This is a genomic window from Streptosporangium sp. NPDC002607 (assembly GCF_053592655.1).
Genome location: NZ_JBSFWD010000003.1, coordinates 42,740 through 58,577, shown reverse-complemented (window position 1 = coordinate 58,577; position 15,838 = coordinate 42,740). Strand labels below are relative to the sequence as shown.

At 70.2% G+C, this 15,838-nt stretch carries 15 protein-coding genes; 3 read left to right on the top strand and 12 right to left on the bottom strand.

Going from position 1 to position 15,838, the window contains the following annotated elements; all coding sequences use genetic code 11:
- Nucleotides 1-31: 31 nt before the first annotated feature.
- The 10 genes from ACWD3H_RS04240 to ACWD3H_RS04195 form a co-directional block, all read right to left on the bottom strand.
- Complete coding sequence (locus tag ACWD3H_RS04240) at nucleotides 32-517, bottom strand: hypothetical protein (protein ID WP_451953972.1); 486 nt, start codon at nucleotides 515-517, stop codon at nucleotides 32-34.
- Nucleotides 514-1,275: a LytR/AlgR family response regulator transcription factor gene (locus ACWD3H_RS04235; protein WP_211263913.1), complete on the bottom strand. Its 762-nt coding sequence runs from the start codon at nucleotides 1,273-1,275 to the stop codon at nucleotides 514-516. The genes ACWD3H_RS04240 and ACWD3H_RS04235 overlap by 4 nt, the downstream gene beginning before the upstream one ends.
- Before the next feature lie 250 nt (nucleotides 1,276-1,525).
- Nucleotides 1,526-2,725: a sensor histidine kinase gene (locus ACWD3H_RS04230; protein WP_355554722.1), complete on the bottom strand. Its 1,200-nt coding sequence runs from the start codon at nucleotides 2,723-2,725 to the stop codon at nucleotides 1,526-1,528.
- A gap of 135 nt (nucleotides 2,726-2,860) precedes the next feature.
- The gene (locus ACWD3H_RS04225) at nucleotides 2,861-3,298 is read right to left on the bottom strand and encodes an HIT family protein (RefSeq protein ID WP_451953971.1); all 438 of its coding nucleotides are present in this window, start codon (nucleotides 3,296-3,298) and stop codon (nucleotides 2,861-2,863) included.
- Between the two features lie 4 nt (nucleotides 3,299-3,302).
- Nucleotides 3,303-4,130 carry an HpcH/HpaI aldolase/citrate lyase family protein gene (locus ACWD3H_RS04220; RefSeq protein WP_451953970.1) on the bottom strand — a complete coding sequence of 276 codons (828 nt, stop codon included), beginning with the start codon at nucleotides 4,128-4,130 and terminating at the stop codon, nucleotides 3,303-3,305.
- Nucleotides 4,130-5,290: an acyl-CoA dehydrogenase family protein gene (locus tag ACWD3H_RS04215; protein ID WP_451953969.1), complete on the bottom strand. Its 1,161-nt coding sequence runs from the start codon at nucleotides 5,288-5,290 to the stop codon at nucleotides 4,130-4,132. Before ACWD3H_RS04215 ends, ACWD3H_RS04220 begins: the two co-directional genes overlap by 1 nt.
- A gap of 211 nt (nucleotides 5,291-5,501) precedes the next feature.
- Nucleotides 5,502-5,972 carry a VOC family protein gene (locus ACWD3H_RS04210; protein WP_451953968.1) on the bottom strand — a complete coding sequence of 157 codons (471 nt, stop codon included), beginning with the start codon at nucleotides 5,970-5,972 and terminating at the stop codon, nucleotides 5,502-5,504.
- A 9-nt stretch (nucleotides 5,973-5,981) separates the two neighbouring features.
- Complete coding sequence (locus ACWD3H_RS04205) at nucleotides 5,982-6,542, bottom strand: hypothetical protein (RefSeq protein ID WP_451953967.1); 561 nt, start codon at nucleotides 6,540-6,542, stop codon at nucleotides 5,982-5,984.
- A 425-nt stretch (nucleotides 6,543-6,967) separates the two neighbouring features.
- Nucleotides 6,968-7,618: a DUF3618 domain-containing protein gene (locus ACWD3H_RS04200; protein WP_355554734.1), complete on the bottom strand. Its 651-nt coding sequence runs from the start codon at nucleotides 7,616-7,618 to the stop codon at nucleotides 6,968-6,970.
- Nucleotides 7,615-8,013, bottom strand: a complete 399-nt coding sequence (locus ACWD3H_RS04195; protein ID WP_355554736.1) for a phage holin family protein — start codon at nucleotides 8,011-8,013, stop codon at nucleotides 7,615-7,617. The genes ACWD3H_RS04200 and ACWD3H_RS04195 overlap by 4 nt, the downstream gene beginning before the upstream one ends.
- A gap of 309 nt (nucleotides 8,014-8,322) precedes the next feature.
- Here ACWD3H_RS04195 and mads6 point away from each other — a divergent pair, with 309 nt between their 5' ends.
- Genes mads6 through ACWD3H_RS04180 form a run of 3 tightly spaced genes read left to right on the top strand, consistent with a single transcriptional unit; the run spans nucleotide 8,323 to nucleotide 11,765 of the window.
- Complete coding sequence (gene mads6 / locus ACWD3H_RS04190) at nucleotides 8,323-9,924, top strand: methylation-associated defense system protein kinase MAD6 (protein ID WP_451953966.1); 1,602 nt, start codon at nucleotides 8,323-8,325, stop codon at nucleotides 9,922-9,924.
- A gap of 58 nt (nucleotides 9,925-9,982) precedes the next feature.
- Nucleotides 9,983-10,579, top strand: a complete 597-nt coding sequence (locus ACWD3H_RS04185) for an RNA polymerase sigma factor (protein ID WP_451953965.1) — start codon at nucleotides 9,983-9,985, stop codon at nucleotides 10,577-10,579.
- On the top strand, nucleotides 10,572-11,765 hold the full coding sequence (locus ACWD3H_RS04180; protein ID WP_451953964.1) for a CU044_5270 family protein: 1,194 nt from the start codon (nucleotides 10,572-10,574) through the stop codon (nucleotides 11,763-11,765). The genes ACWD3H_RS04185 and ACWD3H_RS04180 overlap by 8 nt, the downstream gene beginning before the upstream one ends.
- Nucleotides 11,766-11,772: 7 nt before the next feature.
- Here the strand turns inward: ACWD3H_RS04180 and ACWD3H_RS04175 are convergent, their stop codons facing one another.
- The gene (locus ACWD3H_RS04175) at nucleotides 11,773-12,711 is read right to left on the bottom strand and encodes a diacylglycerol/lipid kinase family protein (protein ID WP_350928739.1); all 939 of its coding nucleotides are present in this window, start codon (nucleotides 12,709-12,711) and stop codon (nucleotides 11,773-11,775) included.
- A gap of 84 nt (nucleotides 12,712-12,795) precedes the next feature.
- Nucleotides 12,796-15,528, bottom strand: coding sequence for an immune inhibitor A domain-containing protein (locus tag ACWD3H_RS04170; protein WP_451953963.1), 2,733 nt, complete (start codon nucleotides 15,526-15,528; stop codon nucleotides 12,796-12,798).
- Nucleotides 15,529-15,838 lie beyond the last annotated feature (310 nt).

Genomic DNA, 15,838 nt, shown 5'->3' with positions numbered 1-15,838 from the left:
GAGACCTCGGGCTCCTGGCCCTGGACGGGGATCAACGGGCCCTGTCCACCAACTCGGCGAAGTGGCGCTCGTTCCGCTCCGCCTGCCGGACATAGAGCCAGGCACCGATCACGAACGCCGGGTAGATCAGACCGGCCAGCACCGCCCAGGGCAACGGGATCCCCAGCAGGCGGACCGCGTGCAGCTCGGGCACCAGCAGGAACAGCAGCGGCAGCCCCACCACCACACACCCCAGCACCGTGCAGACGAACAGGGCCAGCCGGAACTGGGTGCGGACCAGCGAGTGCATGTAGATCTCGCCCAGCCGGGTCTGCTCGTCGATCTCTCGGGTGACCGGGTAGCGGGGGTGGCGGGGGGCCATGGTGCGAGGACTGGTCACCACCTCGCGCCGCGGCCGCTCGGACTCCCTGCGCGAGCGGTCGGACTCCTTACGCGACCGCTCGGAATCCTTGCGCGACCGCTCGGTGATCCACCGGCGCGGCTCGGCCTCCTCCCTGGCCCCTGGGTCGCGGCTCACTCCGGCCTGCCCTTGCGCGCCCGGCGAACCAGGAGGTCGCGCAGCTCGCGGGTGTGACGGCGGCTGACCGGGATCTCGGTCTCACCGATGCGGACCACGCACCGGCCCGAGTCGATGTGCAACTCGTCGATGTGCTTGACCGCGACCAGATGGCTGCGGTGCACCCGGACGAAACCCGCCAACGACCAGCGCTCCTCCAACGTGGCCAGCGAGATGCGCACGAGGTGACTGCCACCCGCGGTGTGCAGGCGGGCGTAGTCACCCTGTGCCTCGACGTAGCGGACCTCGGTGCTGGCCACGAACCTGGTGACACCGCCGAGTTCGACCGGGATGGTATCGGGGTCGGTACGGCCCGCGCCCTCGCTCTCCGGCAGCTCCGCCGAGACGAACACCCGCCGGATGGCCTCGGCCAGCCGCTCCGGCCGCACCGGCTTGAGCAGGTAGTCCTCCGCCTTGATCTCGAAGGCGTCCACCGCGTGCTCCTCGTAGGCCGTCACGAAGACCACCCGGGGCGGGTTGGCGAACTGCGAGAGCAGACGGCCGAGCACCACCCCGTCCAGACCCCGCATCCGGATGTCGAGGAAGACCGCGTCGATCGGCCGCCCGTCGGCGATCGCCCGGTCCAGAACGCGCAGCGCGGCGGCCCCGTCCCTGGCCAGGGAGACCTCTCCGATGCGGGGGTCGTCCCGGAGCAGGTAGGCCAGGTCCTCCAGCGCGGGAAGCTCGTCATCCACCGCAAGGACACGCAGGCCGGTCACGGTCACTCCTCCAGGTCGTTCACGTGGGAATTTCTAGAGGGTGATGAATTAGACATCGCCTGTCAACTTTTTCATATTCGGGAGAAGACTCAATCCGGCATGGGCGCCCGGTCAGACCGGAGAGCCCGGTGGCCGGGCGGACGGACCGGCGGGGGTGATCCTGGCGGGCAGCCGGCGAACGGCACGGCGGGCGGACGGGCAGAGCACGGAAGGAGCCCGACCGCGAGCGGAGCGGCTGATCGGGCGCGGTTCAACGGACGGAGACACCCGGGTGGTACTTCGGCAGGCGGACGCTGACCTTCGTCCCCGCCCCCCTGGCCGTCTCCGCCACCAGGCCGTACTCGTCCCCGTAGACCTGGCGCAACCGCTCGTCCACATTGACCAGTCCCACTCCTCCCGCCCCCGAGCGCTCGTCGGCGTCACCGGCCAGGATGCGGCGCAGGCGATCCGGTTCCATGCCGACACCGTCGTCCTCCACGCTGATCTGGCATTCCGCCCCGGCGTCCTCGGCGACGATCGAGATGCGCCCTATCCCGGGCTTGCTCTCCAGCCCGTGCTGGACCGCGTTCTCCACCAGCGGCTGCAGGCACAGGAACGGCACCGCGACCGCGAGCACCTCCGGGGCGATGCGCAGCGTCACCTGAAGCTGGTCGCCGAAACGGGCACGTTCCAGGGTGAGGTAGCGGTCGATGGAACGCAGTTCCTCGGCCAGCGTGGTGAACTCCCCGTGCCGCCGGAAGGAGTAGCGGGTGAAGTCGGCGAACTCCAGCAGCAGCTCACGAGAGCGGTCGGGGTCGGAACGGACGAAGCTGGCGATGGTCGTCAGCGAGTTGTAGATGAAGTGCGGGGAGATCTGCGCGCGCAGCGCCCGGACCTCGGCCTCCATCAGGCGTGTCCTGGACCTGTCGAGTTCGGCCAACTCCAGCTGCGAGTCGACCCAGTTCGCCACCTCATGGGCGGCCCTGACCAGCCCCGCCGAGGCGTGCCCGCCGTACGCGGCCAGGGAACCGACCACCCGCCCGTCGGTGGTCAGCGGCACCACCACGGCGAACCTGATCGGACACTCGGGAAGGTCACACCAGACGACCTCGGGGCCGAGAACCCGGGTCCGGCCCCCGGCGAGCGTCCTGGCGGCGTGGGTGAACGCCTCACGGGCGTGATGGTCGTCGCCCTCGCCGTCGTAGACCAGCAGCCTCTCCTCGTCGGTGACCGCCAGCGCCGGGGAGCCCAGTAGTTCCCGCAGGTGCCGGGACGCCTTCTGCGCCCCCGCCTCGGTCAGCCCGGCCCGCAGCGGTGGCGCGGCGAGGGAGGCGGTGTGCAGGGTCTCGAACGTGGCCCGCTCGGCCGGGCTGCTGCCCAGTTCCCTGCGCCCTCGCAACACCCGCCACAGCACCAGGGCGGGTACCCCGATCAGGGCGACGACCAGCAACACGGCGATGACGGGTTCCACGCTCCGGACCTTATACGCCCAGCCCCACCCGCGCCCGGCCCATGCGGATCACACCGACCTTCCGTATCCGGTCAGAACAGCGGCAGGGTCCACTCTCCTCGCCGCCGTCCCCGAGGCCGGAGGCGGTCAGGCGATTCAGGAGGCCGGCGGGGCGGGGCCGAGTGCCTCGCGGACGCGGCGGGCGTAGGTCTCGGCCTCGGCGGGGTCGTCGTATCTCGTACGGGGCCAGAAGAAGCCGCGCAGGCCGTCCTTGTGGTTACGGGGGACCACGTGGACATGCAGGTGCGGGACGCTCTGGCTGACGCGGTTGTTCGTCGCGACGAACGTGCCGGCCGCCCCCAGGCCCCGCTCGACGGCGACGGCGACGGCCTGGACGCGTTCGAAGAACGGGCCGACCATCGGCGCCGGCAGGTCCGCCAGCGTCTCGACGTGGGTCAGCGGGGCCACCAGGACGTGGCCTTTGAAGACCGGACGCGTGTCCAGGAAGGCCACGGCCACGCCGTCGGAGACGACGACGTGGGCCGGGCGCTCCCCCGCCGCGATGGCGCAGAACAGACACCGTTCATCTGGCATCACGTCAGGATAGGAGGCGGCGGGCGGCCCTTACCACCGCCTCGTCGACCATCTGGCCCCTGGCGTCGGTGACGACACCTGATCCGGATGCCTCGAAGCGGGCGATCAGGTCACGAGCCCGGTCGAGCTCTTCCTCCGAGGGGGTGAACACCTCGTTGACGACGGCCACCTGGGCCGGGTGGATGCAGGCTCTACCGCGGAAGCCGAGGCGTTTCAGGGCGAGGGTGGAGACGCGCAGGGCGTCGAGGTCGCGGAAGTCGGTGCTGACCGGAGCGAGGGGCGGGGCGAGTCGGGCCGCCGCCGAGGCCAGGACGACCTGGGAGCGAGCCCACAGCAGCTCACGCTCGTCGGGGCCGGTCTCGACCGCGAGGTCCGCCCGCAGATCGGCCTCGCCGATCTGCAGGCGCGCGACACGGGGCGCCCTGGCGATCTCGGGGGCCGCCAGGATCGCGGCGGCACTCTCCAGCAGGGGGCACACCACGATGGAGCCGCCCGGCAGTCCCTGGGCCGCCTCGGCGGCGGTCAGCACGGCATCGACGGCCTCCAGTTCGGCGGCCGACTCGGTCTTGGCCACGCAGACCCCGCGCACCCCGGGCAGGGCGACCGCCCGCAGGTCGTCGTGTCCGGCCGCGCCGGGATTGATCCGTACGTAGATCTCGGGGTTGTCGGGGCCGAGCTCGCGCAGCCACGCGGTGACAGCCGCGCGGGCCGCCGCCTTGTGCACGGGCAGGACCGCGTCCTCAAGGTCCACGATCAGGCTGTCGGCTCCCCTGCCGAGCGCCTTGGCGAGTTTTTCGGGCTGGTCACCTGGTACATAAAGGGCGGATCGCATCACCATCCGACTTTAGCGGTACCCGAGATGAGGGATTTCGCGATGACCATCCGCTGGATGTCGTTGGTGCCCTCGCCGATGGCCATCAGGGGCGCGTCGCGGTAGAGGCGTTCGAGGACGAACTCCTGGGAGTAGCCGTAGCCGCCGTGGATCCGCATCGCCTCCATGGTGGTGCGCAGCGCCACCTCGGACGCGAAGTACTTGGCCATCGCGGCCTCGGAGTTCACCGCGCCGTTCTCGGAGCGGACCGCCGCCCAGTAGGTCAGCAGCCGGGCCGCCTGGATGTCGGTGGCCATGTCCGCGAGCTTGAGCTGGATGGCCTGGAAGTCGGAGATGGGCCGGCCGAAGGCGTGGCGCTCACGCGAGTAGCTCAGCGCGGCGTCGTAGGCGCACTGGGAGACGCCGACGGCGCGGGCCGCTATGTTGACCCGGCCGAGTTCCAGGGCGGACAGCGCCTGCTGCATGCCCCGCCCCTCGACCCCGCCGAGCAGCGCCGAGGCCGGGACGCGCACGTCCTGCAGCACGATCTCGCAGGTCTCGGTGCCCTTGTAGCCGAGCTTGGGCAGGTCGCGGCTGACCGTGTAACCGGGAGTTCCCGCCTCGACCAGGATGAGGGACATGCCTCGGTGCGCGGGGTCGGTGAGCGAGGTCTTGACCAGCACGGGCATCGGGTCGGCGTGCCGGGCGTTGGTGATCCACGTCTTGGTGCCGTTGATCACGTAGTGGTCGCCGTCGCGGACGGCCCGCGTCTGGATGCCCTGCAGGTCGGTGCCGGCCGCCGGCTCGGTCAGCGCGATGCCGGTGCGGCGGACACCGGTGGCCAGGTCCGGGAGGTAGCCGCTTCTCTGCTCCTCCGTGCCGTAAGTGGCGATCATCCAGGCGGCCAGGGAGTGCGAGCCGAGCACCCCGGCCACGCCCATCCAGCCACGCGCGATCTCCTCGAAGACCAGGGCGAACGACACCCGGTCCAGGGCCAGCCCGCCGTACTCCTCGGGGATCGTGATCCCGAACAGCCCCATCCGTTTGAAGCCCTCGACGATCTCCGTGGGGTAGCGGCCGGTCCGCTCCCACTCCGGGGCGACCGGCACGATCTCCTTGTCGACGTACTCCCGCAGGGTCCGGCGGAACAGCTGCTGTTCCTCGTTGAGCTCGAAGTCCATCACGAGGTCCTTTCCGGAAAAGCGGTCCCGCGGAGGGGGAGCGGGCCGGTCCTGGCCTGCGGGTGATACTTCACCAGGTGGCGCAAGGACATGATCTCGCACCGTCCCGGCCGGGGCCACGGGCCCCCGCCGGAACCTTCCGGCGATCACGGGAAGGATCCCGCTCGGCACGGCCGCGCCAGGCCTGCCGCCGCTCCGGCAGGCGGGCCTCTCAGGCCCCGTCCCGCCCGGGGGCGAAGCCGGGGGCCGGGCCTGATCGGTAGACGCCTTCCGGGCCCACCTGGGCGGCGTGGACCTCCTCGTCCGGAGCGTACAGCCGGATCTGGACGCCGTCGGGGTCGACGAAACCCAGCGCGTGGCCGGAGGAGGCCCTGATGATCGGGCTGTGCGGGATGCCGAGGTCGTCGAGGTGGGCGACCCAGGCATCGAGCCCGGAGAGGGTGACCTGGAGCGCGAAGGGGTCGGCGTCGAAGAGCGCCCTGGCCAGGTCCGGGTTCTGGCGCAGCGCGATCTGGAAGGCGGCGCCGGGGACCCTGAAGCTCATGCCCCTGATCACGCCGTCCTCGTCCTCGAAGCTGGTGTGGTGCTCCAGCCCCAGGACGCGTTCGTACCAGGAGCGGCTCCGCTCCAGGTCACTCACCCAGATCTTGAGGTGGTGCACACCGGTCAGTGCGGCGTTCAACTCGTCCCCTCAGGAGTCCGGCGTCGTGGTGACGGTCGTGGTGAAACGGTGGTTGCAGAATCTCTCGCGCGCCTCCCGCCGGCTGAAGCGCCGCTCGGACTCCTTGCGGTCGAGCTCTTCGAAACTGTCGAAACCGAGTCTGGTCACGCCCTTGCCTCCGGTGGGGGCGGTGAGGACGACCCTTCCCCTGTGCGGGATGTGGCTGCCCGCGGCGCACCAGACACCGTCGGAGTGCTCGCGGCAGCGTAGGACGGCGACCCGCTTGCCGGCGGCGTCGAACAGCACCGCCCTGGTGGGGCCCCGCCCCGCGGGAAAGCGGCCCCCCACCCAGAAGGTGCCCCAGTAGGGGGCGAAGGACGGGGTCAGGGTCATGGAGTAGTCAAGGGTGTAGGAGACCTGCCTGCTCGGGGCCGCGGAGGGCGTGGCCCTGGCCGCCACCTCGATACCGATCAGTGGTTTGGCCTGGCATTTCCTGGTCACGCTGACACAACTGGCCTGGGCCTGGGGCAGCGGGGCGAGGGCCACCGCGATGAGAGCGAGGCCTGCGGCGATCCCGAGAGCGTGGCGCATGAGACCTCCCGTGTTGTCCTGCCCTGAGAACGCTACATGCGCTCGGGCACGCATGTGCCTGAGTCCGGATACTTCGCCTTTCGCTATGAAAACGCGGCCTGGCCGGTGAAGGCCGATGTGAAGGTCCGGGCGGAGCGAAGGCGGTTTCGCGGGACATCAGCGGCGGGAAGGTCCGGGCAGGCGGAGAGGAGGGGGTCCGCCGCCCGCCCGGAAACGGTCAGATTACCCCGGCAGACATGAGTTTGGCTCGCCTGGGCGCACGGGTATCGGCCGGATCTCCGGAGATCCGGCGGTTCGCGTCGTTCCTGGCGGTGCCGAGGGCCGCTCGGAGCACCCCACCGGCCGTCACCGCCAGGGCGGTTTCGAGGGCTTCGGGCCGCCCCCCGTGAATCGTCGGGGACGGCCCTGCCGGTGTCGCCGGACGGCTACCTCTTCCTTCCTCTCCGCAGGACCCGGAAGACGACCAGGGCGAACGCGGCCACCGCCGCGATCGTCAGAACGGGGCGCTTGCCCGCCTCGGCCGTGACCTTCTCCGCCGCGTCCTTGATCTCGGCGGGGGTCACCTCCTTGACCCGGCCGACGACCTCGGGAGCCGCCTCCTTCACACGCTCGACCATCTCGGTGGCGGTGGTGGCGGTCGCCGCTCTCGCCTTGCGCAGGTCCTCCCCCACATGGGCGGCGGTCTCCTGAAAACGGCCCTTCACATCGGTCTTGTGCACCAGTGCCTCCACAGTGTCGCCAAGTTCGCGGCGGGCGTCCTCGATGTCCCGCCGCACGGTTTCCACGTCGTTCCCGTCTTTTTTGATGATCTTGCCGGTCTTCGTCTCGCCGACACCGGTGTCGACGTAGGGTGCGACGTCGGCGGCCGCGTTCTCCGCGAGCCGGGGCGTGCCGTCGCGCTCGGACTCCGGAACGCCGAGATCCTCGCCGGGCGTGCCGTACGGCTGCTTCGGCGGGATGTTCAGCGACTCCCTCTCGTCCGGCGTTATCGGGGCACCGACCCTTTTCCTCCGGGATCCGGTGATCCCTGCCTCGGCCCGGGACCGGTCGGGTCCGCCCGGGTCTGTCTCAGTCATCGGTGGGCCCTCTCCTTTACCGCGTAGATGTCGTCCCTGACGCTCTCGATGGTCCGCGCGGGAGTCGGCGGGGACGCCTCGGCGACCTGGTGCTTGCCGGAGAACCCGAGCACACCGGCCAGGGCCAGCAGCACCACGCCCACGACCGCCGCGGCCACCCAGGCGGGCATCACGTACGCGAGGAGCAGGATCACCGCGGCGACCAGGGAGCCTGTCCCGAACAGGGCCACGACTCCCGCCCCGCCGAACAGCCCCGCGCCGATTCCGGCGTGCTTGCCCTTTTCCGTCAGTTCCGCCTTGGCCAGACGGAGTTCGTCCCTGACCAGACGCGAGACCTGCTCCGACATCTGCCGGATCAGCTCGGACGTCGGCAGTGACTCCTTGGTGTTGACCATGGACTGCCTCCTCCCCTACAGGAAAGGACGCCTACCCCGTCCCACCGCGGCAAACATCCGCCCGGCGGCGGTGTTCACGGGAGCCTCAGGGGTAACACCGCCCCACGACCACGACCCGCAGGAGCGGCGGCACCGCCCGCACCCCTGACGTGCCGGACACGTCGATCACGTCTCCCGGCCAGGACTAGGCCATGATCATAGGGAGGCCCGCGTGTCCGAGTGGTGGAAAAGTAAAGGTACGGGCGAAGATGAGCCTCTTGAGATACTGCGTGGCACGATGAGCACGATCAGGAAGGCGGCACGCTAGAGATGGCACAGATCGTCGGCGGCGGAAGCCCGGTCAACGACGCCGAGCGACGGGTCATCGCACACCTGCGAGACAGCGCCCCGCCAGACTGGCTGCTGCTGCACAACATCGAGGTGCCCCGCGGCGACGACACCTTCGAGGTGGACGTGATCGTCCTGACCGGTCACTCGCTCTGCGTCATCGACGTCAAGGGCACCCGGGGCAGGATCGAGGTCGCGGGGAACCGCTGGTTCCCGCTGCGGCGGGAGGCGTTCGGCTCCCCTGTCGCCAAGCTGCGCGGCAACGGGCGCGCGCTCAAGGGGCTGCTCACCCAGGAGCGGCGCGAGCTGGACCGGGTCTACGTCGACAGCCTGGTGGTGCTCACCGGGGCCGACGCGGAGCTGGTCGACCCGGCCGGCCGCGACTCACGCCACGTCACCGACCTGGCCGGGCTTGTCGGCACGCTGAGTGACGCCTCCCGCGTCAGGCGCGGCCACACCACGGACACCGCGCCGTACGGCACCGCGATCATCGAGGCGCTCAACGGGAGCGTGCGACGCTCCACGGCGCCGCCGCGGTTCGGCAGCTGGGAGGTGGAGGAGCAGCTGGGCGGCGACAACCGGGTCACCGAGTATCGCGCGATCAACGCGACGGTTCCCGGCAGCGAGACGGTTCTGCTGCGCGTCTACCGGGCCGACCCTCTGGCGGAGGAGGAGCCGAGGGCGGCCGAACGGCGGCTGATCACCAACGCCTACCAGGCTCTCACCAGGATCCCGGCGCACCCGTGCGTGGTGCGCGCCCGTGACTTCTTCGCCATCGACGACGAGAGCCGGTTCGTGCTGGTCCTCGACGACGTGCACGGTCAGGCGCTGCACCTGCACCTCACCGCCTCCCCCCGCACGCTCTCCACCGCCGCCCGGCTGGACGTGGTGGAGGACATGCTGCTGGGCCTGGCCCACGTGCACGCCAACAACGTGATCCACCGGGCGCTCAGTCCCGCGTGCGTGCTGGTGACGGAGAACGGCCGGGCGATGCTCACCGGGTTCGACTACGCCAAGCCCGGCCCCCGCGCGCACACCGTTGCCAACGAACTGCCCAACGTGCTCGACACCCACTACGCGGCCCCCGAGTGCCAGGCCATGCCCGAGCGGATGACCGCCGCCTCCGACGTGTACGCGGCCGGGGTGATCGCCTTCCAACTGCTGACAGGGGAGCTCCCACCGGCCAATCCCGACGCCGAACCCGCTTCCAGTGAGGCGTCCGCCGAGGTCATGGACCTGCTCCGGCGCATGCGCGACCACGCGACGCACAAGCGCCCGGACGCCGCCGAGGCCCTGTCCGACCTGCGACGGGCGCGGCGCCCCCGCCCCGCGGCCCTCACCGCGCCGGATTCCGGCGCGTCGGCCCCCCTCCCCCAGCTCCCTGGTACGGCGAACACCGGCGTGGCGGCTCCCGGACACCAGGAGGGGCCCGAGCCGGAACGCCACCGGCGAGACGCCCACGCGCCCGCGCGGAACGGGGAAGAGCGCGAGGAGAGCCCGCGTGACAGGAGCGGGCCGGGACAGGAGCCGCTGCTCGACAGGCTCAGGATGAGGTTCCGGCGTATCACCGGAAAACAGTCGTGAAGGCGAACCGGGCCCGCGACGGAGTAGGGGTGTAACCCATAGAAGGGACACCCGGCACATGGCCGCTCCCCCTGATGCGCCGACGAGAGTCGACGCCGCCGCGCTGATAGAACGGTCGCGGCACCGTCCCGACCTGTTCGCGATGCTCTACGACCGCTACTTCGTCGAGATCCACCGCTATGCCGCCGGACGGCTCGGCTCGCAGATCGCCGACGACGTCGCCGCCGAGACCTTCCTGGTGGCGTTCCGTAGACGGGAGACGTTCGACCCCACCAGGGGGACGGTGCGGCCCTGGCTGTACGGCATCGCCACCAACCTGGTCGCCCAGCACCGCAGGAGCGAGACACGCAGGCTGGAGGCGTTCCAGCGGGCACCCGTCGACGGTGAGGTCGACGAGGGATACGAGGAGCGGGTGGCCACCCGCCTCGCCGCCGCGGGCGTGCGGGGGCCGCTCGCGTCGGCGTTGAGCGGCCTTTCCGACGGCGACCGCGACGTGCTGCTGCTGGTCGCGCTCGCCGATCTCAGCTACGAGGAGGTCTCACAGATCCTCCACATCCCTTTCGGCACCGTCGGCTCCCGGCTCAACCGGGTGCGCAGGAAGCTGCGCGCGGCGCTGGGCGGCGTCAATCCCATGATCGGAGGATCCGATGGATGACCTGACCGCGGTCCGGGACCTGCTCGCGGAGCCGGAACCGTCCCGCGAAGTGATCGCGGCGGGCCGGGACCGGCTCCTGGCCGCCATGCCGTCGCCTCAGGAGCCGCCCGGAGGCCGAGGGCTCCTGCAGGCACGGCGGGGCCGCAGGGCGGCCTGGTGGACGGCCCTGGGGATGGGGGTGGCCGGGACGGCCGCGGCCGCGGCCCTGGTGATCACCTCGTCGACCGCCGCCTCGCCGACGCCGTTCCCGCACCTGCCCGCCCCCGGCACGCAGGACACCGGGGCCGAGGCGAGACAGGTCCTGCTGGCCGCGGCCACCGCGGCGGCCAGGGCACCGGCGGAGGGTGCCTACTGGGTCACCCGCGCCGTCCGGGGGAGCCAGCGCGTCGCGCCGAATGCCGGCTATCTCATCCTGCGGAGTCACGCCGAGGAGATGTGGCTGTCACGCGCACGCGACGGGCAGAGCTGGAGGATCAGCCAGTACCTCGGCGCGAAACCGGCGACTCCCAAGGACGAGGCCGCCTGGCGGAAGGACGGCTCCCCCGACCGCTGGCTGTTCGCGGACGGCGCGCTGACGGGCGGCTACGTCTCCGCCGAGGACAGGATCGAGTCCAAACCGGGAGAGCGAGAGGCGTCCCGCCTGCGCGGCAAGTGGAAGGGGTCGGCCGGCCACCTGACCAAGGGACTGCTCACCTGGGCCGAGGTGCGCGCGATACCGGACACCCCGGAGAAGTTGAGGATCTACCTGAACGGGCGTGGCGAGGAGTTCACCGCCAAGTGGCCGGGGGCCGAGAAGGCCGAGAAGCAGGTGGAGCCGTGGCTGCTGGAGGACTGCATGATGATCATCACCTCACTCCCGGTCACCCCCGCGACCCGCGCGGCGGCCTATCGGCTACTGGCCTCCCTGCCGGGGATGACGTCGGAGGGGAAGGTCGTCGACGGGCTCGGCCGGGTCGGTCAGGCGATCTCCTACCCGGTCAGCACCACCACGCCACAGGGCGAGAGCAAGGTCTACGGAACCAACCGGCTGGTGATCGACGTGTCGAGCGGGCTGCCGCTGTCGCGGGAGCAGGACGGCCTCGACCGGCTCAGGGACGGGCGGACCTACAAGGTCACCTCGTTCACCGCGTACGAACGGATCGGCTGGACCGACGACCTGCCCGACCTGCCCGCCCGGCACGACTGAACGCGGCTCAGGAGTCGACGAAGTCGTCGGGGACCATCACCCGCAGCCCGTTGGGGACGGTGCGGATCGTGATGGGGGTCATCAGGCGGACCTCGCCGTCGACGTCGGCGGCCAGCGGCGGGTCGGTCTCCAGGTGCATCTCGCGCCCCACCACGAAGGGACCTCCCGCGAGGCTGCGCCAGCGGCCGCTGCCGGCCCGGATCATGGTCTCCACCAGCAGGCGCAGCCGCTTGCCCGAGCCGAGCTGGTAGGCGACCAGGCGGCCGTTGTCGATGCTGATGTCCTTGGCGACCTGCCAGCCGCCGTGGAAGCGGCCGTTGGCGATGTTGAGCTGGTGGGTGAGCAGCTCGTGGCGGCGGCCGTCCACGGTGAGGAAGGCCCGGAACGGCCGGTGGCCCGGCAGGACCGTCAGTGCCGTGAGCGGGTAGGCCGCGCGGCCGAGCAGGCGTTTCACCCCGTGCCTGACCTTGCCCGCCACCTCCACCGACACCCCGAAGCTGGCCAGGTTGGCGAACTCGCGGTCTCCGGCGATGCCCAGGTCGATGTCCGCGACCTTGCCGGTGCGCAGCACCTCGATGGCTCCGGCGAGGTCGAGGGGGACGCCGAGGCTGCGGACGAAGTTGTTGGTGGTGCCCAGGGGCAGCACGCCGAGGGCGACGTCGCGGTGGGCGACGTGCTTGACGGCGGAGCTGAGCGTGCCGTCGCCACCGCCCACGACGAGCAGGTCGGGCCCCGCGGCCAGGGCCTCCTCGATGATGGCGCGCAGACGCTTGGGATCTTCCACGGGGAAGAAGCGGATCGATCCGAACCTCTCGGCCCGCAGCGCGCGGACCACCTCCGGGTAGTGGCGCCGGCCTCGGCGCGAGCGCGTGTTGACGACCACGCAGACCCTGCCCTCGGTCCTGATGGCCTCGGTGTGCTCGGCCTTGCTTCGAAGCTCTCCCACGCTGCCCCTATCCGATCGGGTGCCTGCCCGTTCAAATGGTATGGCCCCGCCGTCGGTGACAGCGGGGCCATACTCCTGCGGGGTTTACTTCTTGGGCGGGGTGACCTGAACGATCGCGCCGAGGTTACCCGGCAGCGGGGTGACGAGCTTGAGCTTCACGCCCAGCGCCTTGCCCTCGTCACCGGGGTTTCCGGAGCCGAGGACGTGGCCGCCGCCCATGTCGGTGCCGTACGCCTGGGTGGCCGGGCTGCCGTCGGCGTTGACGACCCGGGTGCTGTACATCTGGTCGCCCGCCGACGGGATGACCGTCGAGGCGTCGGCGTCGCGGAGGAACAGGCTGTCGCCGCGTACCTCGAAGCCCGGGTACCAGGTCTTGGCGTCGGTGAACTCCGAGACTCCGCGCAGTCCGTCCACCTTGGTGCAGTACGCACTGAAGGGCTCGTTGAGTCCCTCGATGCACTCGGTGAGGGGGTAGGTCTTGTTGAAGGAGAAGGCAGCGTTCGAGCTCTGCACGCGTCCCAGCATGTTCTTGAGCGTCGTGGTGTCCTGCTCGGCCGCCGCGCCGGTGCGCCGCAGCGGGTCGAAGTGGGAGTCGACCAGGAGCAGGCTGCCCTTGGCGCCGAGGCTCGGCGCCGCTTCGAAGCCGTTGAACACCGAGTTGTCGGTGTAGTTCGAGTCGCGATACCAGACGAGCAGGCCGGGGGCGTTGTACTTGATCTTCTCCACCCTCCACGCGCCGTCACGCGAGTAGTTGGTGGTGTAGGCGTACTGCAGGCCCTTGTCGAACCCGTCGAGGTTGCGCCACTCGGCCAGGTAGAAGCGGGAGGCCTCCCGCCTGCCGTCGTTGACGATCCAGCCCTGGCCGCTGGTGTTGTTGAAGCTGCCGCCGGTGGCCGTCCAGCCGTTGAGGCCGCCCTCCAGGTCGTCGCTCCAGACGGTCTGGGTGCCGTTGGTGAGCGCGAAGTCGTCGGCGTGCCAGCCGCGCGGGGTGTAGGCCGCGTCGGTGTTGTAGGTCAGGCGGAGCTTGATGTTCTTGCCGGCGAACGGCGTGAGGTCGACGTAGTCGTGCCGCCAGCCGTCGGTGGCGCCGGTGAGGCCGTACTTCTTGTCGCCGAACGCGGCGAGGTTCCCGTTGGGGTCGGTGTAGTCGTCGTCGGTGGAGACCAGGGCTCCGCCGTCGGTGTAGACCCTCTGCTGGCTCCAGGTGGTGCCGCCGTCAACGGAGGTCTCGATGAAACCGAAGTCCCAGTCGTCCTCGATCTCGTAGTTGTTCCAGAGCCAGAACTTCAGGTCGGTCCCCGCGGGCACCTGAACGTCGCGGGCGATCTTGACGTTGGCCCACTTCTGGTCGAAGTTGGACCAGAGCGTCTTGGTGCCGCTGTGCGGCTCGACCATCGTGACCGGCGGGCTGTCCAGGTTCACCCGGACGCCGTCCTCGGTGAGCTTGGGCGTGCGCGAGGCCTGGCCGATCGTCACCGCGCGGGCGCGGTCACCGGGGTTGAAGACCTTGGGGTTGGCCCAGCCGAGGACCCACTTGCTCCAGATGCTCATGTGGGTGGGCATCGACTGGTAGATCGGGCCGCTGTGCGATCCGCTGGACATCAGGTCCCAGAAGTCCACCGCGGAGGACGCCTGGCCGCTGGTGTCGTAGAGGTCCGGAAGGCCCAGGTCGTGGCCGTACTCGTGGGCGAAGACTCCGACGCCGGAGTCCTCGGGCTGCACGATGTAGTTGGAGATCTTCACGTTCTTGCCGGGCACCTGGTAGCCGCCGGCCACCGCGCTGGAGTGTGCCCAGATCGCGTAGGTGCCCTCGGCGCCGCCGTCGGAGGACTTGTCCTTGCCCGCGTGGACCAGGACCAGGTGGTCGACCACGCCGTCGGGCTCGGCGAAGTTCCCGTCGCCGTCGGCGTCACCGACGTCCTCGAGGTCGTAGTCGGCCCACGGGAAGTTCGGGTCGGCGGCGGCCAGGGCGTTCACCGCGTCGATGGCGAGCTGGCCGGCTCCGCGCGGGTTGTCCGGGTGGCCGCTCATGTCCTGTACCGGCTGGCCGCAGGCGCGCGCGCCGTAGTATGCCTCGGAGTGCGGGACCTTGATCCACGGGCTTGCCTGCCCGGTGACCGTGTAGGCGCCCTTGGACATCTCCTCGTACATGTTCTTCAGGGTGTGCTTGGAGATGTCTATGCCCTTGCGGCCGTCCCGCGGGTCGGTCAGGTCGGTGCGGACGCGCTGGGTGATGCCCCCGGTGCTGTAAAGCATCTTGTTGAAGTGGTCGGGGCTGAAGTCGGGCACCCAGAAGCTGTTGTTGTCCTTGTGGGACAGCGTGGCCGGGTTGGGGATCTTGTTGTGCAGCGGGCCGTTGAGCCGCGTGCCCGGCGGCTCGGTGACGCACTCGGCCGGGTCCTCGCTGGTCACGCTCGCCGGACGGGAGAATCCGGAGAAGTCGTCGTTCGCCTGGTCGTTGAACTCCACCAGCAGGGTGAGGAGCTTGGCCGTCTTGGGGGTCTTCGCCTTCTTGAAGAGGAGGTCCGCGGGGTTGAGCCCCGTCCTGATCGCCTCGGCCTCGCGGGCGGCCAGCACCCGCGCGGCGACGGGGTTGCCCTCGGAGTACTTCCGGTCGATCTTCCTGGGCGGACCGGTCTTGCGCGCCTTGGCCGACGGCACGGCCGGGTCGCCGACCTCCGGCTCGTCCCTGGGCGGCGCGTAGTTGATGTAGTAGTCGGCCGCGGTCGGCTGGTAGCGCGCGACCGAGGAGTCGCTATCGGCCGACGCACCGCTCACAGCCAGTCCCGTGACGGCCAGGCCGAGCACGGGAACCATCGCGAGAAGGCGTCTGGGAGCGCCCCCTCTGCTGACTCTGCCGGACAACGTGTCCCCTCCCTGCGCCCGGGTTTACCGGATGCGGACATTTCCGGCGCGCCGGATGAGCGCACCGAACGGGGACGTTAGACGAGAAGGTAAAGCCAGAGTCAAGACGCCAAATGATGTTGTAAAAATGAAATAAAGTGTCTTTTACTGGGAATGGTGGTGATTTTCACTACGCTCCGGCTCGGCGCCGCCGGAAACTGCCTCCGAAAGCCCCTTGAGATGCGGAATTGGCGTATGGGGGGTTCGGCGTACCGCCGAACAC

Coding starts and splice junctions, on each gene's coding strand:
- ACWD3H_RS04225 (WP_451953971.1), bottom strand. CDS start 3,298: ATGCCAGATGAACGGTGTCTGTTCTGCGCCATCGCGGCGGGGGAGCGC.
- ACWD3H_RS04220 (WP_451953970.1), bottom strand. CDS start 4,130: ATGCGATCCGCCCTTTATGTACCAGGTGACCAGCCCGAAAAACTCGCC.
- ACWD3H_RS04215 (WP_451953969.1), bottom strand. CDS start 5,290: ATGGACTTCGAGCTCAACGAGGAACAGCAGCTGTTCCGCCGGACCCTG.
- ACWD3H_RS04205 (WP_451953967.1), bottom strand. CDS start 6,542: ATGCGCCACGCTCTCGGGATCGCCGCAGGCCTCGCTCTCATCGCGGTG.
- ACWD3H_RS04200 (WP_355554734.1), bottom strand. CDS start 7,618: ATGACTGAGACAGACCCGGGCGGACCCGACCGGTCCCGGGCCGAGGCA.
- ACWD3H_RS04195 (WP_355554736.1), bottom strand. CDS start 8,013: ATGGTCAACACCAAGGAGTCACTGCCGACGTCCGAGCTGATCCGGCAG.
- mads6 (WP_451953966.1), top strand. CDS start 8,323: ATGGCACAGATCGTCGGCGGCGGAAGCCCGGTCAACGACGCCGAGCGA.
- ACWD3H_RS04185 (WP_451953965.1), top strand. CDS start 9,983: ATGGCCGCTCCCCCTGATGCGCCGACGAGAGTCGACGCCGCCGCGCTG.
- ACWD3H_RS04180 (WP_451953964.1), top strand. CDS start 10,572: ATGGATGACCTGACCGCGGTCCGGGACCTGCTCGCGGAGCCGGAACCG.
- ACWD3H_RS04170 (WP_451953963.1), bottom strand. CDS start 15,528: ATGGTTCCCGTGCTCGGCCTGGCCGTCACGGGACTGGCTGTGAGCGGT.